The 18,552-nt window shown below is 67.0% G+C and carries 21 protein-coding genes; 6 read left to right on the top strand and 15 right to left on the bottom strand.

All coding sequences use genetic code 11. The annotated features are described in order from the left end of the window. The first annotated feature begins 33 nt into the window (after positions 1 to 33). On the top strand, positions 34 to 927 hold the full coding sequence (locus BW733_RS16725) for a 5'-3' exonuclease (RefSeq protein ID WP_237268245.1): 894 nt from the start codon (positions 34 to 36) through the stop codon (positions 925 to 927). 61 nt (positions 928 to 988) lie between these two features. Here BW733_RS16725 and metW read toward each other — a convergent pair whose 3' ends face one another. Together metW and metX are read right to left on the bottom strand one after the other, a co-directional pair. Continuing rightward, positions 989 to 1,591, bottom strand: a complete 603-nt coding sequence (gene metW, locus BW733_RS16720; RefSeq protein ID WP_077352309.1) for a methionine biosynthesis protein MetW — start codon at positions 1,589 to 1,591, stop codon at positions 989 to 991. Beyond that, on the bottom strand, positions 1,588 to 2,721 hold the full coding sequence (gene metX, locus BW733_RS16715; protein WP_237268244.1) for a homoserine O-acetyltransferase MetX: 1,134 nt from the start codon (positions 2,719 to 2,721) through the stop codon (positions 1,588 to 1,590). Before metX ends, metW begins: the two co-directional genes overlap by 4 nt. Positions 2,722 to 2,787: 66 nt before the next feature. Here metX and BW733_RS16710 point away from each other — a divergent pair, with 66 nt between their 5' ends. Together BW733_RS16710 and BW733_RS16705 are read left to right on the top strand one after the other, a co-directional pair. Next, positions 2,788 to 3,222, top strand: a complete 435-nt coding sequence (locus BW733_RS16710) for a VOC family protein (protein ID WP_077352307.1) — start codon at positions 2,788 to 2,790, stop codon at positions 3,220 to 3,222. 148 nt (positions 3,223 to 3,370) lie between these two features. Next, positions 3,371 to 4,033, top strand: coding sequence for a hypothetical protein (locus BW733_RS16705; protein WP_161490273.1), 663 nt, complete (start codon positions 3,371 to 3,373; stop codon positions 4,031 to 4,033). A gap of 7 nt (positions 4,034 to 4,040) precedes the next feature. Here the strand turns inward: BW733_RS16705 and BW733_RS16700 are convergent, their stop codons facing one another. Beyond that, positions 4,041 to 4,754 (bottom strand): VIT1/CCC1 transporter family protein, encoded by a 714-nt coding sequence (locus tag BW733_RS16700; RefSeq protein WP_077352303.1) that lies wholly within the window; start codon positions 4,752 to 4,754, stop codon positions 4,041 to 4,043. 264 nt (positions 4,755 to 5,018) lie between these two features. Here BW733_RS16700 and BW733_RS18390 point away from each other — a divergent pair, with 264 nt between their 5' ends. After that, positions 5,019 to 5,189: a hypothetical protein gene (locus BW733_RS18390; protein WP_161490272.1), complete on the top strand. Its 171-nt coding sequence runs from the start codon at positions 5,019 to 5,021 to the stop codon at positions 5,187 to 5,189. On the opposite strand, the gene BW733_RS16695 is transcribed toward BW733_RS18390, so the two are convergent. From BW733_RS16695 to BW733_RS16685, 3 genes are all read right to left on the bottom strand, one after another. Continuing rightward, complete coding sequence (locus BW733_RS16695; RefSeq protein WP_179947122.1) at positions 5,186 to 6,466, bottom strand: O-acetylhomoserine aminocarboxypropyltransferase/cysteine synthase family protein; 1,281 nt, start codon at positions 6,464 to 6,466, stop codon at positions 5,186 to 5,188. The two genes, BW733_RS18390 and BW733_RS16695, sit on opposite strands and share 4 nt — an antisense overlap. Before the next feature lie 202 nt (positions 6,467 to 6,668). After that, on the bottom strand, positions 6,669 to 7,172 hold the full coding sequence (locus BW733_RS18065; protein WP_152024774.1) for an antitoxin VbhA family protein: 504 nt from the start codon (positions 7,170 to 7,172) through the stop codon (positions 6,669 to 6,671). Positions 7,173 to 7,591: 419 nt separating this feature from the next. Further along, the gene (locus tag BW733_RS16685; RefSeq protein ID WP_152024773.1) at positions 7,592 to 7,981 is read right to left on the bottom strand and encodes a hypothetical protein; all 390 of its coding nucleotides are present in this window, start codon (positions 7,979 to 7,981) and stop codon (positions 7,592 to 7,594) included. A gap of 577 nt (positions 7,982 to 8,558) precedes the next feature. Between BW733_RS16685 and BW733_RS16680 the strand changes: the two genes are divergently transcribed. Continuing rightward, positions 8,559 to 10,124 carry a putative Ig domain-containing protein gene (locus BW733_RS16680; RefSeq protein ID WP_077352295.1) on the top strand — a complete coding sequence of 522 codons (1,566 nt, stop codon included), beginning with the start codon at positions 8,559 to 8,561 and terminating at the stop codon, positions 10,122 to 10,124. A 73-nt stretch (positions 10,125 to 10,197) separates the two neighbouring features. Here BW733_RS16680 and BW733_RS16675 read toward each other — a convergent pair whose 3' ends face one another. From BW733_RS16675 to BW733_RS19850, 9 genes are all read right to left on the bottom strand, one after another. Beyond that, positions 10,198 to 11,184, bottom strand: a complete 987-nt coding sequence (locus BW733_RS16675; RefSeq protein ID WP_077352293.1) for a carbohydrate ABC transporter permease — start codon at positions 11,182 to 11,184, stop codon at positions 10,198 to 10,200. Position 11,185: 1 nt separating this feature from the next. Further along, positions 11,186 to 12,151, bottom strand: a complete 966-nt coding sequence (locus BW733_RS16670; RefSeq protein ID WP_077352291.1) for a carbohydrate ABC transporter permease — start codon at positions 12,149 to 12,151, stop codon at positions 11,186 to 11,188. Positions 12,152 to 12,233: 82 nt separating this feature from the next. Further along, on the bottom strand, positions 12,234 to 13,637 hold the full coding sequence (locus BW733_RS16665) for an ABC transporter substrate-binding protein (RefSeq protein ID WP_077352289.1): 1,404 nt from the start codon (positions 13,635 to 13,637) through the stop codon (positions 12,234 to 12,236). Positions 13,638 to 13,896: 259 nt separating this feature from the next. Beyond that, a complete protein-coding gene (locus tag BW733_RS16660) occupies positions 13,897 to 14,409 on the bottom strand; it encodes a ferritin (protein WP_077352287.1) in 513 nt (170 codons plus the stop codon). Between the two features lie 144 nt (positions 14,410 to 14,553). Continuing rightward, entirely contained in the window at positions 14,554 to 14,736 is a 183-nt protein-coding gene (locus tag BW733_RS16655) for a hypothetical protein (RefSeq protein ID WP_077352285.1), read from the bottom strand. A 34-nt stretch (positions 14,737 to 14,770) separates the two neighbouring features. Beyond that, positions 14,771 to 15,619, bottom strand: coding sequence for an HAD-IIA family hydrolase (locus BW733_RS16650; protein WP_077352283.1), 849 nt, complete (start codon positions 15,617 to 15,619; stop codon positions 14,771 to 14,773). After that, on the bottom strand, positions 15,517 to 16,470 hold the full coding sequence (locus BW733_RS16645; RefSeq protein WP_077352281.1) for a carbohydrate-binding protein: 954 nt from the start codon (positions 16,468 to 16,470) through the stop codon (positions 15,517 to 15,519). Before BW733_RS16645 ends, BW733_RS16650 begins: the two co-directional genes overlap by 103 nt. 208 nt (positions 16,471 to 16,678) lie before the next feature. Then, positions 16,679 to 17,515, bottom strand: a complete 837-nt coding sequence (locus tag BW733_RS16640) for an endo alpha-1,4 polygalactosaminidase (RefSeq protein WP_237268243.1) — start codon at positions 17,513 to 17,515, stop codon at positions 16,679 to 16,681. Beyond that, positions 17,512 to 18,048 carry a TetR/AcrR family transcriptional regulator gene (locus tag BW733_RS19850; protein WP_077352279.1) on the bottom strand — a complete coding sequence of 179 codons (537 nt, stop codon included), beginning with the start codon at positions 18,046 to 18,048 and terminating at the stop codon, positions 17,512 to 17,514. The genes BW733_RS16640 and BW733_RS19850 overlap by 4 nt, the downstream gene beginning before the upstream one ends. A gap of 200 nt (positions 18,049 to 18,248) precedes the next feature. On the opposite strand from BW733_RS19850, the gene BW733_RS16630 reads away from it, so the two are divergent. Further along, complete coding sequence (locus BW733_RS16630; protein WP_077352277.1) at positions 18,249 to 18,515, top strand: hypothetical protein; 267 nt, start codon at positions 18,249 to 18,251, stop codon at positions 18,513 to 18,515. The last annotated feature ends 37 nt before the right edge of the window (positions 18,516 to 18,552 follow it).

The following is an 18,552-nucleotide window of genomic DNA, read 5'->3' as shown; positions in this document are numbered from 1 at the left end:
TACCCGTAGGCCGTCGTGTGCCACGATGTCCGGGTGAGCACGTTGATGGCCTTTGACACCTCGTACCTGTACTTCCGTGCGTTCTTCGGGGTTCCCGACTCGTTCCATGCGAAGGACGGTCGCTCGGTCAACGCGGTGCGCGGGACGCTCGACTTCATCTCACGGCTGCTCGACCAGTACTCCCCCGATGCGTTCGTCTGCGCCTGGGACGACGACTGGCGCCCGCAGTGGCGCGTCGATCTCGTGCCCAGCTACAAGACGCACCGGGTCGTCGAGGTCGCTGGGGCTGAGGCCGAGCTGGTGGAGGACGCGCTGGCCGTCCAGGTGCCTCTGATCCGCGAGTGCTTCGACGCCCTCGGCATCCAGATCATCGGTGCGGCCGAGCATGAGGCCGACGACGTCCTCGCCTCCCTGGCCCGGCAGCACGACGGCACCAGCCTGATCGTGACCGGCGACCGCGACCTGTTCCAGCTGGTCGACGACGACACCTCGATCGTCTACGTCGCGCGAGGGGTGGCGAAGCACGAACTCGTCACCCCCGACGTGCTCTCCGCCAAGTACAACCTCGACCCGGCCCGCTACGTGGACTTCGCGGTCCTGCGCGGGGACCCGAGCGACGGCCTTCCCGGGGTGAAGGGCATCGGCGAGAAGTCGGCGGCGAGCCTTGTCAGCACCTACCCGAGCCTCGAGGCGATGGTCGAGGCCGCCGTCGACTCCGGCACGAAGATGTCGCCGTCGATGCGCACGAAGCTGCTGGCAGACGTCGACTACCTCGCGAGGGCCCGCGAGGTCGTCACCGCCGTCGACACCCTCCGCCTGCCCGCCCTCACACGCGGGCCGGTCCGGGAGGACCTAGTCGCCGAGCTGACCGAGGAACTCGGCCTCGGCGGCTCGATGACGCGCCTCGCTGGAGTCCTCTCCCGCTGACCGCCACCTGGCATCGCAGGCGCGTGCCCGGGTGGCGCCTTGAGCACCCGACCGGCGGCCGTCAGCGCCTGGCGTGCAGCACGTACAGCGACGAGCTGGCGAGCAGATTCGGCGCGAACCGCCCAGCCCGATGGGGGTGGCCGTCGCCGTCGAGGGCGATCCTACGGTCGATCACCATGTCGAGGCTGGTGAACAGCGGCTCGAGGTCGGGGATCGACGAGTGGTGCAGGTTGGGCGTGTCGTACCAGTCGAAAGGCAGGTCCTTCGACATCGGCATCCGGCCGCCGAGCAGCCGCAGCCGGTTGCGCCAGTACGCGAAGTTGGGCATCGACACCAGCGAATGGACGGCGATGCGCCCCATCTCGGCGAGCACCCCGCGCGGCTTGTAGACCGTCTGCAGCGTGCGCGAGAGGACGACGAAGTCGTAGGAGTCGTCTCCGAACTCGGCAAGCTGGGTGTCGAGGTCGAGCTCGATCACGTTGACGCCTCGCCGCAGACACTCGAGCACGTTCCCGGGGTCGAGGTCGACCCCTGTGCCCGTGCACCCCTTCTCCATCAACAGTTGCAGCAGGTCGCCGTTGCCGCAGCCGAGGTCGAGCACGCGGGAGCCCTCGGGGATGAGGTCGGCGATGACTGCCAGGTCGGCCCTGAAACGCTCGGTCATGCGATCTCCTCACCAGCCCGGTCGAGGAAGGCGCGCACGGTCTCGTGGTACTGCTCCACCTCGAGCAGGAACGAGTCGTGCCCCCACGGGGAATGGATCTCCCGGAACGAGGTGGGCAGCCCGGCGCCCTCGAGATGCCGCACGATCCGTCGCGAGTGCTCGGTCGAGAAGCGCCAGTCGGTGTCGAAGCTCACCACCAGGAACCGCACCGGGTCGGCGATCAGCGCGTCAAGGGCCTTCTCGTCGGCGAACGGGTCGAAGTAGTCCATCACCCGCGTCAGGTACAGGTAGCTCAGCGGGTCGAAGCGGCTGAGGAACCGCTCGCCCTGATGCTCCAGATAGCTCTCGACGGCGAAGTCGATCCCGAAGTTCGGCGACAACTCGCCCTGCTGGGCCGAGCGACCGAACTTCTCCTGGAAGGCCTCCTCGGACAGGTAGGTGATGTGGGCCATCATCCTGGCGACCGACAGCCCCTTCGACGGCTTGGTGCCACGGGTCAGGAACTGGCCGTCGTTGAAGCCCGAGTCGCGCATGATCGCCTGCCGACCGACGGCGCTGAACGCGATGTTCTGGGCCGTCAGTCGCGACGAGGCGGCGAAGATCAGCGCCCTTCCCATGTCGGCCGGGTGGCTCAGCGCCCACTGGAGCACCTGCATGCCGCCGAGCGAGCCTCCGACGACGGCGGCGAACTGCTCGATGCCCAGGTGCCGGGCGAGGCCTCGGTGCACGCTGACGAAGTCGGCCATGTCCAGCAGCGGGAAGTCCAGCGCGTACGGCTCCCCCGTCGCGGGGTTGGTCGAGGACGGCCCCGTGGTGCCGCGACAGCCGCCGAGGATGTTCGAGGCGACGACGAACCAGCGGTTCGTGTCGATGGGCTTGCCCGGGCCGATCATGTTGTCCCACCAGCCGGGACGGTCCTCGCCCTCGTGATGGCCGGCGGCGTGCGCGTCCCCGGTCAACGCGTGGCAAATGTAGATCGCGTTGTTGCGCGCCTCGTTGAGCGTCCCGTACGTCTCGTAGGCGACCTCGACGTTCTCCAGCGTCGCGCCGCTGCGCATTCGAAGTGGGTGTGCCGGGTCGAAGACGGTCGCGGTCTGGGTCTCGACGATCCCGAGGCTGGAAACGCTCACTCCCCCATTCTTGCGCAACCGGTGGCGGCAGCCCACAAGCGACCACTACTGCTGGATCATTGACCCATGACACACACACCGAAGTTCAGCGTGACGATGGACGCCTCGGATCCGTGCGCCCAGGGCGAGTTCTGGGCGCTGGCGCTCGGCTACGTCCGCGAGGCGCCTCCCGCGCCGCACGAGACGTGGGAGGAGGCGCTGACCGCCTGGGACCTCCCCGAGGAGCGGTGGAACGACGCCAACGCCATCGTGGACCCCGACGGCCTCGGACCGCGGATCTTCATCCAGAAGGTGCCCGAGGCGAAGACGGTGAAGAACCGGATCCACCTCGACGTGCGCGTCTCGGTCTCTCCCCAGGACAAGGACCGGTTGGCCATGCGGACGAAGGCCGACGAACTCGTCGCGGCAGGCGCCACGCAGCAGCAGATCTTCGACCATCCGAGCATGGGTTACTGGATCGTCATGGCCGATCCAGAGGGCAACGAGTTCTGCATCGTCTGAGGGCTGAAAGGACGGGTCTGCGATGATCCTCCTGATCGCCCAGTCTCTGTCCACCGCCGGGCCGGGAGAGCTGACGCGCCTCCTGCGTCTCCTTGACGTGGATGGACGGACTCGCCAAATCCGCGTACCAGCACACATGGTCATGTCCGTGGACGAGGAAGTCCCGGAACGCACGCGCCCGGATGTGGTGGGCCTCTTGTGCACTCCGGTTGCCCAACGCTTCGACTCGGCGTGGAACCGGATCAACGAGGTGGATCTACCAGTCAAGGACGAGGCGGACTGCTACATCAGGCACAGTGCGTACCGCGATCAACTGGTGTTTGCGCCTCCGACCCAGCACAGCGATCTCTCTGTCGCTGCGAGGCAGGCGCTGGCCCTTGTGACCTTCCGTCGATGGCGGAGCGCGGTCGGGCTTCAGATGGAGGAACTGGACTCGCTCGAAGATCACCTCTGGGAGTACCTGACGGTGACGTCCGAGACCTTCCGCTCCTGGTTTGAACGCGACCCCTTCACGAGGCGCTGGCCTGATTCGCTCCAGTCCCGGCTCCGGGAAGCGGTCACGGCTTGTCACCTGCGCTACCCCGCGGTGGTTGAGGGGATCGATGCTCTGATCTCCATCACCTACGGGGGCCTCTTCGGGGGTATCGAGAGCGACTGGTCGCTCCACGATCTGAACCGGGTGTTCGCCTTGACGTCGAGTCAGGTCCGAGCCCCATCGGCCGACCTCTTCGTTCACAGCCTGTGGATCGACAAGGACTGGGGTCGACATGACCCTGCGCTTGTGGCCAGGTGGCGAGCGATCCCAGGCTGATCTCCGCTCAGCCGACGGCGACGCCGAGCAGGGCGCCGATCCCGTAGGTCGCGCCGAGGGCGAGCACGCCGCCGATGACGACCCGCCAGATCGCGGGCGCCACCGGGGAGTCGCCGAGCTTCGCGCCGAGTCCGCCGGTCAGTGCCAGGGCGAGCAGCACCGCGAGGACGGTCACCGGGATCCGCCAGGGAAGCGGGACGAGCAGGATGGTCAGGAACGGCAGGATCGCTCCCGCGACGAAGGAGACGGCTGAGGCGAGGGCGGCGTGCCATGGGTTGAGGATCTCGTCCTCGGCGAGGTGGTAGCGCTGCGACAGGAGCACCTCGGCGCGGTTCTTGTCCGTGAGCTCGGAGGCGACCAGTTCGGCCGTCGCCTGGCTGAGGCCCTGCGCCCGGTAGGTGTCGACCAGCTGCTCGTTCGCCTCGCCGCGGTCCGAGCGCAGCAGCGCGTTGACCCGACCGATCAGGGAGCGCTGCGAGTCGGCAGCGCTCGAGACAGAGACGTACTCGCCGAGAGCCATGGAGATGGCACCACCGACGAGGGCCGCGACGCCTGCGAGCAGGATGGGCGTGATGTCCTGGACGGCGGCGGCGACACCGACGACGACCGCCGCGACGGAGACGATGCCGTCATTGGCGCCGAGCACCCCCGCGCGCAACCAGTTGAGCCGATCCGACAGGTCGGCCGAATGGTCCTTCGTGGTCTCTTCGAGCGTTGTCATGGCTCAATTCGAGCACTGCCCCACTCCCCCGTCCAGGCAGGAGAGGCTAGCCTGACCAGCCCCCATTTGCGGCAGTCTCGCCGTGCAGAAACGACCGGATTCAACAAAACCGCTGGTCGCAGCGATTTCCGCTCGTCGGCAGCACCGTCATGGGCCCCTGGCCCGCAGGCAGCAGTTTCTCTCAGAGCGATCGGGACAACTGGTTCACGCCCGCGACAAGCAAGGGGAGGCTAGCCTGAGTGCAGTCTGTAGAAGGGATCATCCATGTCCGAATCGCATGTCCCCGGCCCGCCGGAAGAGGCCGACCCCACCCCCGATGCCGGCACCCAGGAGAGGACCGACGAGGAGGTGGCGCACGGCCACGACGGCGCCGTCCCCGAGGACCAGATCGAGGCCGACCGGGCCCATCAGGAACAGCAGCCGCACCAGGGCTAGATCTGCTCCAGCGCCTGGTCGATGTCGGCGATGATGTCGTCGACGTTCTCGATGCCGATCGACAGGCGCACCATCTCCGCCGGGACACCGGCGGCGACGAGTTCCTCCTCGCCGAGCTGCGAGTGGGTCGTCGAGGCGTTGTGGATCGCGAGCGACTTGGCATCACCGATGTTGGCCAGGTGGCTGAACAGCTGCAGCGCCTCGACGAACTTCGTGCCGCCCTCCCTGCCTGAGGCGACCCCGAAGGAGACGAGCCCGCCGAAGCCGCCCTTCAGGATGCGCTTGGCGATCTCGTGCGTGTCGCTCGACTCGAGCCCCGGGTAGTTGACCCAGGCCACCTTGGGGTGGGCCTGGAGGTGCTCGGCCACCGCGAGCGCATTGGTGGAGTGGCGCTCCATGCGCAGGTGCAGGGTCTCGATCCCCTGCAGCAGCAGGAACGAGTTCATCGGCGCGATCGCCGCACCCGTGTTGCGCAGCAGGACGGTGCGCGCTCGGATGATGAACGCCGCCGGACCTGCCGCCTCCGTCCACACGACGCCGTGGTACGCCTCGTCCGGTGCGGTGAGGCCGGGGAACCGGTCGGCGTGCGCCGCCCAGTCGAACTTGCCGGAGTCGACGATGATGCCGCCGAGCGAGTTGCCGTGGCCGCCCAGGTACTTGGTGGCCGAATGCACGACGACGTCAACGCCGTGGTCGAACGCCTTGGTCAGATACGGGGTGGGCACGGTGTTGTCGACGATGAACGGCAGGCCGAGTTCGTGGCTGGCTTCCGTCCACGCGTCGAGGTCGACGACGTTGAGTGCGGGGTTGCCGACCGTCTCGCCGAAGACGAGCTTTGTCTTGTCGTCGACGTGGTTCTTCAGGTCCTCCGGCTTTGCTGGGTCCACGAACCGGGCCTCGATCCCGAACTGGGCGAGCGTGTGGGCGAACAGCGCGTAGGTTCCGCCGTACAGCGTGGAGAGCGCGACGATGTTGTCGCCCGCGTAGGTGAGGTTCAGCACCGCGTAGGTGATGGCTGAGGCACCGGAGGCGGTCGCGAGTGCGCCGGCCCCACCCTCGAGTGCGTTGACTCGGGTCTCGAGCACCGACTGGGTCGGGTTCATGATCCGGTTGTAGATGTTGCCCGGGGTGCGCAGCGCGAAGAGATCGGCGGCGTGCTGGGCGTCGTCGAAGACGTAGCTCGTGGTCTGGTAGATCGGCACCGCGCGGGCGTTCGTGGCGGAGTCGGGCTCCTCCTGGCCGGCGTGCACGGCGAGGGTCTCGGGCTTGTACGTCATTTCCATCTCCTGGGCAGTCGTCGTTGCGCCGGAATCTAGTGCCCGCGGACCTCCGTAGGAAGGGTGACCATTTCGCCGGTAGCGGACGCCCTCCGGTCTGCGTGAACGCTCGCACACGGTGCGCATGTTGCCGCCCTGCATTGCGCGAGACAGCAGACATCAGTTGACTGGAACCGCTAACAGCCAACCCACCAGGAGACGTTCAATGGCGAAACGTACACGCGCCGTGGGAATATTTGCCGGCGCAGCGCTCATCGCGTCCATAGCGGTCGCCGGGGCCGCGCCGCAGCAGGCAGCCGCCGCCGCTCCCCCGATCCAGACCACCAGCAGCGGGGCGCCGGCCACGGTACCGGCGCTCGCCAGCTGGACCGCCGGAACCGGCAGCTTCCAGTACACCGAGTTCACAACGCGCACGTTGGCGAGCGCGGCGCAGCAGCTCATCGTGGTCTATCTCGCCGCGGGCCTTGGCGGCCATGTCCTCGACGTCGGCACGGTTGGGCTCCCAACCTTCGTGCCAGCTCGCCACGCAAGCATCTTGGATCGCCTGCGCGTCGACGTCGCTCACTTCGACGAACAGCTCGGGCCACAGCTCGATCACATTGAGCCTGGCGGTCGAGGTGAGGTGCTGGGCTAGCTCCGACGGCGGCCGGCCGAGCTGGTCACGCATCGCCTTGGCTAAGTCCGCCGGGGTGTCGTAGTCGTTCATGGTTCCTTCTCCCTTCGTCCTAGCTAGTTCCAGTTTCGGCCCTGTCCCGAAAACGGTCAATGCTGCTTTTGGGCCAGTCTAGGTTTCGGCACTAGGTTTCGGGCCGGCTCAACGGGCCCGCTGGGGGTCCAGCAAGCCGTGTCCCGAAAACGGCCGAATCTGAAGAGTTGTGAGATGTCTACAACACTCCCAGTTGCAGGCCTGGAGCGGATGCTTGGCCCTCCGAACTTGTAACCGCGGTCGCTGGGTCGTCCGGAACCTAGCCTCTTCATGGGGTGGCCTGGTCTGGTTGCTGACGTTGGTATTGATCGGTGAGTTCGTGCTGCCGGTGGGCGTGCTGGTGGCCGGCTGACGCGGCCGGTGGGCGGTGCTCCAGGTTCCTCAAGTTCGTGGCGAGCGCCATGAAACATCGAGGCTAGCTAGGCCTGCGGCGATACCGACCGGGCCGCGAACGTCGCCTTGCGGGCGCGCCAATCGACGAGCATGTACGCCATCAGGGCAACCGGAGCCATCCAGGTGACTAAGTATCCGGTGCGATACAAGATGCTCACTACAAGCGCCTCCTCCAGCGAGGCCGCCTGATGGCTGAGAAGGGACAGCAGAGCTGTGAATACCCATACCGAGACCAGTTGGAGTCCAGCTGTTCGCCAGGTGATGGGCCGGAGGGCGTAGTAGATGCCCCAGCAGGAGGTGAACAGCAGCATTGCCAACGTCGACCAGGTGAATCCGGCCGTGAAGCCGGTCGCGGGGACCCACATCAGCAGTCCCCAGAGGGCGATTCCGCCGCCACGAGCGATACCCTTCAACATGCCCGCCATTCTACCTCCTCGTCTTAACCTCGCGCTTTCATTACGGGTGGGCCGTAGCATCCTGAGATGGCGAAAGTGCCCCTTGACCTCAGCGGTGCATGACCCAAGCAAGTCCATCATGGATCTGGCGCTCAGTCTGGTCCTGGGTGCCAGAGCCTCAGCGACATCGACACGCGTGCCGAGCCAGCCGTCTACGGCCGTGTGGCCTCGGACCCGACCGGTGTCCGCCTGATCACGACCCTGGCCCCGAAACCGGACAAGGCGATCGGTGTAGCCAGGCAGCAGTCACGCGCCAGGGTCTGGTCACTGGGCGGTGATCACGGCCCCGACCACGGCTCCGCTGGGAACCCAAACGACTCCGCTACCTGCTCTACACCATCCCCGCGACACTGGCCCACCAGCGCCGACCAGCCCGATCACGACCGCCATGAAGTATCGAGGTCAAACGCCGCTGGCCATGCGCCCCGGAGGAATCCCAGCTGCGGTGTGCTGCTCGGGCGGAAGCAGTTCCAGAAAAAATGTCCTGCGCAGCCCTGACCCTCGCTCTTATCATGAGCGCAGGGCGTGACATACACGCTTGTCAAGCCGGCCAACCCTGAACTCGCCGCAGAAGTTCGGTGAGAAGCCGAGCGTCGAGACCTGCGCCAGCAGCGGCGCCTCCTCGAACCTGCAGAAGTGGTGGGTGAAGAAGGTCGACGGCGGGTACTCGCTGATCAACGCCATCACCCAGCTGCCCCTGGTGGTCGACGGATCCGCCGTCGCCCAGCAGGACCCGAACCACAACACGGCCACCGCGTTCAAGTTCATCGGCGACGGCGTCTCCGCGAGCACGTCCATCCCCGCCGTCTTCTCGTGCAGCACGACGGTGACCTCCCCGAAGGAGGTCGTGCGCGTGTCGAGCGAGCAGAACGACTCGAACGAGGTCGCGCTCGCCACCAACGTGCTCGACGGCAACCCGAACACGTTCTGGCACACGCAGTGGAGCCCGAGCGAGACCAAGCACCCCCATCAGCTGGTGGTGGGCCTCGCCCAGGAGGCGGAGATCTGCGCGATCAGCCTCACCCCGCGTCAGGGCGTCAGCTCCGGTGCGGCGAACGGCCAGATCAAGGACTTCGACCTCTACGCCACCACCGATCGCACGGTCGCCGCAGGCACCAACCTCGCGGCATGGGGCGAGCCGGTGCTCAGCGCCACCCTCCCCGCAGGCCAGTCCGTGCAGTGGGTCCCGCTGAAGGCTCCGATCACGACGCAGTACCTCCTGCTGGTGTCGAAGACGGCGCAGGTCGCGACGCAGAACTACACCACCCTCGGTGAGTTCTCGGTCGACATGACCGGCGAGGACACGCTCCGCCCCGTGGTGGAGAAGGTCGCCGACGTCACCACCGACGTAGGGACCGCGATCAGCGTCCCGGTCAAGGCCGCTGACGCCTCGCCGCTGGCCTTTGCGGCGTCGGGTCTTCCTGCAGTGTCGATCGACGAGGCCACCGGTGTGATCTCGGGCACCCCGACCGCGGCTGGTGTCTCGAGCGTCGAGGTCACCGTGACCGATGCCAAGGGCAATCAGGCCACCACCTCGTTCACGATCACCGTGACCCCGAAGGCCTCACCGTCCCCGTCGGTCTCGCCGTCGCCGCAGCCCACCCCGACCAAGTCCCCGACCGGGAAGCCGACGAAGTTCCCGACCGCGAAGCCGACCGGGAAGCCGACTGTCAAGCCGGAGGTGCCCCGCAGCGCGCCGTACACGATCCCCGGATCGCACATGATCAACGGACGCACCTGGTTCACCACGTGCGAGGCCTACTCGCAGACCGAACGCTGCCGCACCGACATCTGGGCAACCGTCGTGGTCAAGACCGCCACCGGGTTCGAGGTCAGGCAGGGATGGGCGTTCAACAACCTCACCTACCTGCCGATGATGACCCGCGCCCAGTGGGCAGGCAACCCGCTGGCCAGGACCGGCACCTGGACCGCCGCCGACGGCCGCGACTGGCGCACCGAGTGCGACACCGCAGCCACCGGCGGCAACGGGTGCCGCTCGTACACGAAGGCCACCGTCTACGCTGCGCTGCCGAAGGCAGGCGGGGGCTACCGGTTCACCCAGCAGAGCCAGTGGGTGTTCAACAACATCGTCCAGTTCCGCTGAACGACCAGGTGACCCGCCCCGGGCGGTGAACCCACACAAACGTCTCAGCGAGATCGGTCAGTTCCGGTGGGGATCAGCCCTTCAGCCCGCCGCTGAGCAGGCCACGGACGAAGTACTTCTGCAGGAACAGGAACACCGCGACCGGCACGATCATCGAGATGAACGCACCCGCCGAGAGCATGTACCACTGGCCGCCCATCGTTCCCGACATCTCCGCCACGCGCACCGTCAGCGGTGCGTTGGCGCGGGCCGGGGCGAAGATCAGCGCGACGAGCAGGTCGTTCCAGACCCACAGGAACTGGAAGATGCCGAACGACGCAAGCGCCGGCTTCATCAGCGGGAGGATCACCCGGAAGAAGATGGCGTTGTGGCCGGCGCCGTCGACGCGGGCCGCCTCCATCAGCTCGGCCGGAAGGTCCTTCATGAAGTTGTGCAGCAGGAACACCGCCAGCGGGAGGGCGAAGATCGAGTGCGACAGCCACACCTGCCAGAAGGACGGCAGCTGCAGCGCGTTGTAGATCTGCTGCAGCGGGATCAGCGCGACCTGCAGGGGGACGATCTGCAGGGCGAAGATGCCCACGAAGATCCAGTTGCGGCCGGGGAACTTGGTCCAGGCGATCGCATAGGCGGCCAGGGCTGCCAGCATCAGCGGGATGATGACCGCCGGGATGGTGATCACCAACGAGTTGACGAAGTAGTCGATCAGGCTGGTCGAGCCGCCGAACAGCGCCGCCTCGTAGTTCTTCACCGTGAACCAGGGCCTGAGGATCGCGGTCCACCATCCACTGTTCTGGATGTCCTCCTGGGTGCGGAACGAGGTGATGAACAGGCCGAGGGTCGGCGTCGTCCACATGATCGCGAGGATGACGGCGGCGACCGACGCCCACGGCGACGAGATGGCGCGCGCCGCGTTACCCGCAGCCGAGTGACCGCGACGCTTCAGCTTCGCCTCGTGGACGGTGCTCTCAGGGCCCGTGGTGTCGAGCTGGGTGTTCTCGTGGCCGTCCGGGTCGGGAACGATGTTCTCGTGGCCGACGGCGTCGGGGACGTTACTGCTCATGTCAGGCGTCCTTTCGCATCTGGACGACGTTGTAGATCACGATCGGCAACACCAGGATGAACAGGACGACCGCGAGCGCGGCGCCCGTCCCGTACTGCGAGTAGCGGAACGAGTAGTTGTAGAACTCCAGCGCAAGCACGGAGGTGTCGAACTGACCGCCGGTCATCGTACGCACCACGTCGAAGACCTTCAGCGTCGCGATGCCGACCGTGGTGAGCACCACCACGAGCGAGCCACGGATGCTCGGCAGCGTGATGAAGCGGAACAGCTTCCATCCGGTCGTGCCGTCGATCTTCGCCGCCTCGATGATCTCGTCCGGGATGCCCTTGATCGCGGCCGACAGGACGGTCATGGCGAAACCGGCCTGGATCCACACCATGACGACGATGAGGAAGAACGTGTTCCACCATCTGATCTGCATGAAGTCGACCGGTTGGAATCCGATGCCGGTGAGGATCGCGTTGAACAGGCCGACCTGAGTCTCCCCCGCCGCCCGGAAGTCGTACATGAACTTCCAGATGATCGAGGCGCCGACCATCGAGATGGCCATGGGCAGGAAGATCAGCGCCTTCGCGAACGCCTCGAACCGCGAGCGGTCGACCAGCACGGCGTAGGCGAGGCCGACGATGGTCGCGAAGACCGGGACGCACACGACCCAGATCGCGGTGTTGATCAGCGGACGCAGCAGCTCCGGCCTGGTGAAGACGGCGACGAAATTCTCGACGCCGAAGCCCTCGTCGCCGGTCGGCCCGCCGAACGCCTGCCTGATGGTCAGGATCGCAGGGTAGACGAGGCCGCCGAGCAACATGATCAGCACCGGCAGGATGTAGATGAAGCCCTGCACCTTTCCAGACGCCCTCGTCCGGATCTGGCCGACGAGCCACGCGAGGGCGACGATGAGCACGACGACGAGCGCGAACACCACGATCGCCATCAGCATGTCGCCGAACTTGTCCATGATTTTCATGCAGCAACCTCCTTGTTGGTGCGCAAAGCCGAAGGGGCCGGGACCGCGCTGTCCCTGCCCCATCGACACTCAGCTGGAACCCTTACTGCGGCCAGGAACGCTCGATGAAGTCGAGCGACTCCTGCGTCGACTGACCGGTGATCCAGTCGGTCATGCCCTTCCAGAAGGTGCCCGCACCGACCACCGACGGCATCATGTCGGAACCGTCGAAGCGGAACACCGCCTTCTCGTCCTGCAGCGTCTCGGCAGACAGGCGGTCGATCGGCGATGCGAGGTTGTCGATCTCGAGGCCCTTGTTCGCGGAGACCCAACCACCGTTGGGGGTGGCCTTCGCCTTCTCGTTGGCCCAGTCGGCGCTGGAGAGGTAGGTCTGGAAGGCCTTGACCTCGGGACGGTCAGCGAACGCGGCGACGAACTCGCCACCACCGAGGACCGGCTTGCCTGCCTCGGGGTCGACGGCCGGGAGGTAGAAGGCCCACGCGTCGCCGTCCTCGGCGACCTTGGTGCCCTCGGGCCAGTTGGCCGCGTAGAAGGAGGCCTGACGGTGCATGAAGCACTTCCCCTGCAGGATCGGCTGGCCGCCGTCCTGGAAGGTGGTCGTCGCGATGGAGTTGACGTCGCCGAAGCCGCCGTTGACGTACTTCGGGTCCTTCAGGATCTTGCCCGCGGTGTCAAGCGCCTCGACGACCTTCGCGTCGTTGAACGGGATCTCATGGGCGACCCACTGGTCGTAGACATCGGGGCCGGCCGTGCGCATCAGCACGTCCTCGAGCCAGTCGGTGCCCGGCCAGCCGGTGGCGTCGCCGGAACCGAAGCCTGCGCACCACGGCTTCGCGTCAGGGTTGTCTGCCGCGATCTTCTCGGTCAGCGTCATCAGGTCGTCCCACGTCTCGGGGACCTCGTAGCCCTTCTCGGTGAACGTCTTCGGCGAGTACCAGACATAGGACTTCACGTTTGCGCCGAGCGGGGCTGCGTAGAACTTGCCGTCGACGGAGCCGTAGCCCTTCCACGCGGGGTCGAAGAACTCGTCGACGTTGGCCGAGGTCTCGGCCGGGGCCTCGACGACCTTACCCGTCTCGCGCACGAGGGTGGCGAGCAGACCCGGCTGCGGGACGTAGGCGATGTCCGGGGCATTTCCACCCTTCACGCGAACGAGGAGCTGGGCCTCGAACTCCTTGGAGCCTTCGTACTCGACGTCGACGCCGGTGCACTCCTCGAAGGGCACCCACGAGTCGATGTGCGGCTGGTCCTCAGGGGCGATGATCGAGGTGTAGACGGTGACCGTCGTGCCCTCGAGGTCACCGAACTTCTTGTACGCCTCACAGTCGAGCGTGCCGCCCGCCTGGTCGCCGCCCCCGGTGGTCGCGGCGGTGGATCCGGGCGACGCCGTGTCGCCCCCGGTGCCGACATCTGCGCAAGCGCTCAGCAGCACTGCGAGCGAGAGGCTGGATGCCACGGCGATGGACTTCAATACTCGACGAGCCACAGCTCGCCTCCTTCCGGTCGGGCCCCTCCGATGGGGCCTCCTCCCTAGGTGACATAGATGACTATTGCGGAGTCCGACGCCGTTGTCGGGGCTTTTTCAGTCACAGTTGTGTAACGATCACATGGACAGGACCATCCACCAAGCCAGCTCGACAGTCAGATTCGGCTGTGACAAGGCGCGATGTCAAGGCCCGCCGTCCCCCGCGACGGAGGTTGATCGATCAAAGACCGACTCCCCCGTCGCGGGTCGACCGTGGTGATCAGGCGGGCTCGGTGCCCGCGGAGGTGCGGTCGCCGAGTTCGCTGTCGAGGCGCAGGAGGCCGGGCCCGTCGTCACCGATCAGGCTCACCCGGCCGACGATCTCCGAGACGGTCGCCTCCTCCTCGAGCTGCTCGTCGACGAACCAGTTCAGCAGCGGGATCGCGTCGATGTCCCCCTCGGCCTGCGCGATGCGGTACAGCTCACGAATGGCCTCGGAGACCTTCTGCTCGTGCTTCAGGGCCGCCGTGAACGCGTCGAGCACGCTGTCGACCTCGACCGTGACTGCGGGCATCGCCTTGAAGGCGGGGTGCGCGTCGCGGTCGACCATGTGGGCGATGAACTTCTCACAGTGGACGATCTCCTCGTCCGACTGGGCGCGGAACCAGCCCGCGATGCCAGGCAGGTCGATGACCTCCATCTCGATGGCCAGCTGGCGGTAGACGACCGCTGCCTCCATCTCGAGGGTCACCTGGTCGTTGATGGCTTCCATGAGTTTTCCGGTGAGCTTCATGCCCTCCAACTTAAATCATCGGGGGCCGCCTTTGCCAGAGGATCGCAGGGCCAGGTCCGAAGCGACGATGCCCCGACGGAGGTCATCTCCGTCGGGGCGTCGCCTCTGCCGCGAGCAGGAGGGTCGCGGCGGTCCGGGGTCGGCTCAGAGGCCGAGCGTCTCGGGGCAGCGGTGGCGCCCCCACGTGTTGCCGTCGGCAACGACGAGCACCCTCCGGCCGGGAAACAGGCGCGCGAACATCTCACCGGTGCGCTCCAGAACTCCTGGCCCGAACTCGATCGCGCGGGTCTCATCGGCCGTCTTCAAGGCTCGATCAAGCTGTGTCATAGGTGTCCTTCCGCCCGCTTTGGGCTCATTGCTGTCATCTGGTCTCCTCGTCGGCGGTCCATCCGAGCTCGTCCCAGGAGGGGATGAGCCGGTCGATGCGCTCGAGGATGTAGGTGGGGCGGTGAGCCTCCGGGGTGGCCAGGACGTCGTCGAGGGTCGAGTCCCCGGTGAGCACAAGGGCAGAGCTCATCCCCGCCCTGACCGCCAACTCGATGTCGGTGCCCAGCCGGTCTCCGACCATGACGCACCGGCGCGGGTCGACCTCGAGACCGGCGAGCGCCTGGGTGACCATGCTCGGGTCGGGCTTGCCGACGATCTGCTGACACGTGGCACCGGTGCACGCCTCGATCGCGGCCACGATGGCCGCGCAGTCGGGCTCTCCCCTCCCGCCGGGGAAGGGGCAGTACCGGTCGGGGTTGGTCGCCACGAGGATGGCGCGCCGGTGGAACCAGATGGCGTCGAACGCGATCTGCAGCTTCTCGTAGGTGAACCCACGGTCGTACGAGGCGATGACGATGTCGATCTCTGCGGGGTCTTCACTGATCCGGATCCCTGCCTGGGTGAGCGCATCGATCAGCGGGCGTTCCGCGATCGGGAAGACGGTTGCCCCGGGGTGGTTGGAGACGAGCCAGTTGGTCATGGTGGCGACGGTGTTGGCGATGTCGCCTACGGGAGTCGCAAGCCCGAGGCGTTCCAACTTCTCCGCATACTGTGCGGGGGCCTTCGTCGGGTTGTTGGACAGGAAGCGCACCGGGATTCCACGGCGGCGCAGTTCCTCGATCAGGCGCCGCGCCCCCGGGAGGAGGTCATCTCCGAGGTAGATCGTCCCGTCCAGGTCGAACAGGTATGCGTCGTGGAACCCGGTGGGGGCGATGGGGACCATCTCATGCCTTCCGTTGTGGAGCCTGCCCCGGGCGGATCGCCCGGTTCCTGGTTGCGCGTCCACCACTTGGCCGTCCAGGTGGTGCCGTCGTGTTCGACGACCTCGCCTGCAGTGAAGATCCTGGTCGGGGTCCACACCGCGGTTCCGTCGTCAGTGCTGATGATCTCCTGCCACGGACCATTCTCGTCACCGGGGCGCTGGTTCTGCGTCCACCAGGCTGCGCGCCAGGCGGAACCGGCGAACCGGGTCTCGTCACCCTCCGTGTAGACGGCGCCCGGCTGCCATGAATACTCGAAGTCCTCGGTGACTGGGACGAACGGGTTCTCCGCGTCTCCCGTGCAGGTCTCGAGGGTGATCTCCGAGGCCTGCTGGCCGTCGATCTTTGTCTGCTCGGCGAGGTAGTAGAGCCCGTTGTCGAGGCTCTGGATGCCGACCGACGCGTCGCGGTTCCAGCCGCGGATGCCAGTCGCCTCGTCGAGAAGGCCGTCCTGGGCGAGCGGAAGGAGGAGGCCCTTCTCGCCGTCGAGGCCGGTGAGGCTCTGGTACCTGGGCCCGTCCTTGGCGTCGACCGCAAACATCAGGTAGTTGGGGTACTGGGGCTTGGTGCCCTGGTACACGCCCATCCACCAGCGCTCAAGATAGGGGTCGTACTCCAGGTTCTGGACGCCGTAGTGGGTGTTGCCCGTGAAGGCGAAGTACTTGCCGTCGACCTTGCCGGGGCCGACGCGGTGCGGGTCGGCCTCGGTCAGCGGCCGCTCGTAGAAGGCCTTGCTCACGGCCATCAGCGTGCGGCGGTGCGCCGTCGCGTTGCGGGTGAGATCGCGTGGCCGACCGACATTGCCCATTGGCATGGGTGCAGCATGATCTGCCGGCGTCGCCACAGCGGAACCTCCTTGTTTCCATCCGACGTGGCCCGGAGTGCGGGCAGGCTATCGCTGATCCGAGGGGCGGCCCAATGCGCGGTCCCCGTCGACCACGAAGGCCACCCAGCGAAACTCCTTGTCAGAGCGAGCACCATGGAAAACACCCGAAACGCTCACCGAGATTGCGCGTTTGGGCTCAGCACCACTGTGCCACGTGCCCCTCGGCTCCTGCTGGGAGCAACTCGCGGTCGCGACGAACGATCGAGATCGTGTCTCCCCGCTCGGAGCACGCCTCGGCCAGGTTGGCCTGCGGCTGGTCGGCGTACTCGATCTCGATCACCGAGGCGCCGTAGGCGTCGGTGAACGCTCCGCATTCGTCGTAATGCTGGCACTCCTCCGTCACGGCGAAGTCGAAGCCGAGCGAGCGCGCCCGCTTCGTCAGTTCCGCGGAGTTCTTCTGCCCGGCGGCGAGGCCGCGCCCATGCGCCCGCGCGACGAGGTCCCCGGCGAGCGCGAGGTTGTCCTCGGCGGTCAGTGCACCGCCTGAGCGCAGGTAGGAGTCGAGGTTGTCGAACTCGACAGCGTCGAAGCCCGCCTCAGCGCAGCCGTCGATCCAGGCGCCGACCACGTCGGCGATCTTCTCGCGCGTCCCCGCGTCGGAAGTGTCAAGCAGCGGCTCGTTCCAGTCCGGATCGATGACCGGCGCGCCATCGGCAAGGAGGAGCAGGGCATCGGCCCAGTGCCCTTCGCCGTCGTCGTCGACCTGGAAGGCGTTGAGGTAGCAGACGTTGTAGCGCCCCTGCTCGGGCGCTTCACGGTGGTCGCGCACGACGATGCCCACGTCCTCTGCGGGTGGATAGGGGCCGCCGAGCTGATAGTCGGGCCGCTCTCCCCCAGGAAACTCGCCCACCGGGGACTCTGCGACGCCCTCGGCGCCGGCGACGCAGCCGGCGAGGAGCAGGACCGCGGCCGCCCCTGCAACCAGCGGGGCGCGGGCCGCCCCGCGACGCCGCCGCATCCTGTCGTGGTTCACGCGCCGTCCAGATCGGCGAGGATCGTGCGGACGAGTCGCTCGCGGTCGCCGTCGCTCAGGCCAGTGGGTAGAACGGCCCCGTACCCCCAGGGCCCGTCGGCCGCCATCCGCGCCACCAGGCACCGGAGCGAGATCTCGTCCAACCCCCGGACCGGCTGCCCGATCTCCGGGAACCATCGACGGTAGACGCGCTCCCACGGCGCCATCCACTCGGGCTCGTTGGCCGCCTCCATGATCAGCTGCATCTCGACGTTCATCGAGGCGCTGAGGGCGGCGCGGACGTAGCCGCGGGTGCGCTCGACGAGGCTCGCCCGCTCCGGCGGCCCGCCTGCGGCCTCGATCAGAGCGAGTTCGAACCCTGCCGTCAGCTCCTCGTGGATGCCTGCGATCAGCGCGTGCTTCGACGGGAAGTGACAGATCAGTCCGTGCTTGGTGACTCCCGCCTGCTCGGCGACGGCGTCCAGCGTCAGCGCGGTGACGCCACGCTCCTCCACCGCCGTGAGTGTGGCCTCGATCAGCTTCGGTCGTGCCATGCCTACCTCCTGTCGACGATTTTGGTATACCTAACAGTGATGTTCACTGTTTGGTCAAGTAACTGATTGGCGACCCTGATGACCGAAGTCCAGCGGAAGGCGACGAGCCGCACCTGGGTCGGCCCTCCCGTCCTCGTCCTGGCCCTGCTCGGCGTCCCGGGCGCGGCGATCATGCCCGCGCCCTCTCGCTGATCCGCAACATGTTCCTCGACCGGGCTGCGCCGTCAGGGGTGCCGGTAGGCGTGCTCGATGCGGCGAAAACGCTCGCCTCGGCGCTGCTGTACGCGCAGGAACTCCCGGCCACCATCGGGGCAGCCCTCGCCACCGCGGCGACCGGGTCCTTCACCACGGCGCTCGCCTGGACTGGTGGGGTCGCGGCGCTGATCCTGCTCAGAGTCCCGGTCTTCGCAGGCCTCATGCTGCGCGGCGTCTCCGCCCGGGCCTACCTCGCCAACACCGGGCACTGAGCCCGCCCTGCCGCCCGGCGGCTGCGTTCGCCGCTGT

Origin of the sequence: Tessaracoccus flavescens, from assembly GCF_001998865.1 — a bacterium.
Lineage (GTDB): Bacteria > Actinomycetota > Actinomycetes > Propionibacteriales > Propionibacteriaceae > Arachnia > Arachnia flavescens.
The sequence above is the reverse complement of the archived record's forward strand: the minus strand, read 5'-3'. Positions and strand labels throughout refer to the sequence as shown.

Excerpts from the sequence above, each read along its gene's own strand:
- BW733_RS16660 (WP_077352287.1), bottom strand. The coding sequence starts at position 14,409 with ATGAAGCTCACCGGAAAACTCATGGAAGCCATCAACGACCAGGTGACC.
- BW733_RS18390 (WP_161490272.1), top strand. The coding sequence starts at position 5,019 with ATGTCCGAATCGCATGTCCCCGGCCCGCCGGAAGAGGCCGACCCCACC.
- BW733_RS16630 (WP_077352277.1), top strand. The coding sequence starts at position 18,249 with ATGTTCCTCGACCGGGCTGCGCCGTCAGGGGTGCCGGTAGGCGTGCTC.
- BW733_RS16710 (WP_077352307.1), top strand. The coding sequence starts at position 2,788 with ATGACACACACACCGAAGTTCAGCGTGACGATGGACGCCTCGGATCCG.
- BW733_RS16685 (WP_152024773.1), bottom strand. The coding sequence starts at position 7,981 with ATGTTGAAGGGTATCGCTCGTGGCGGCGGAATCGCCCTCTGGGGACTG.
- BW733_RS16670 (WP_077352291.1), bottom strand. The coding sequence starts at position 12,151 with ATGAAAATCATGGACAAGTTCGGCGACATGCTGATGGCGATCGTGGTG.
- BW733_RS19850 (WP_077352279.1), bottom strand. The coding sequence starts at position 18,048 with ATGGCACGACCGAAGCTGATCGAGGCCACACTCACGGCGGTGGAGGAG.
- BW733_RS16645 (WP_077352281.1), bottom strand. The coding sequence starts at position 16,470 with ATGCCAATGGGCAATGTCGGTCGGCCACGCGATCTCACCCGCAACGCG.
- BW733_RS18065 (WP_152024774.1), bottom strand. The coding sequence starts at position 7,172 with ATGAACGACTACGACACCCCGGCGGACTTAGCCAAGGCGATGCGTGAC.
- BW733_RS16695 (WP_179947122.1), bottom strand. The coding sequence starts at position 6,466 with ATGACGTACAAGCCCGAGACCCTCGCCGTGCACGCCGGCCAGGAGGAG.
- BW733_RS16650 (WP_077352283.1), bottom strand. The coding sequence starts at position 15,619 with ATGGTCCCCATCGCCCCCACCGGGTTCCACGACGCATACCTGTTCGAC.
- BW733_RS16675 (WP_077352293.1), bottom strand. The coding sequence starts at position 11,184 with ATGAGCAGTAACGTCCCCGACGCCGTCGGCCACGAGAACATCGTTCCC.
- metW (WP_077352309.1), bottom strand. The coding sequence starts at position 1,591 with ATGACCGAGCGTTTCAGGGCCGACCTGGCAGTCATCGCCGACCTCATC.
- BW733_RS16655 (WP_077352285.1), bottom strand. The coding sequence starts at position 14,736 with ATGACACAGCTTGATCGAGCCTTGAAGACGGCCGATGAGACCCGCGCG.
- BW733_RS16700 (WP_077352303.1), bottom strand. The coding sequence starts at position 4,754 with ATGACAACGCTCGAAGAGACCACGAAGGACCATTCGGCCGACCTGTCG.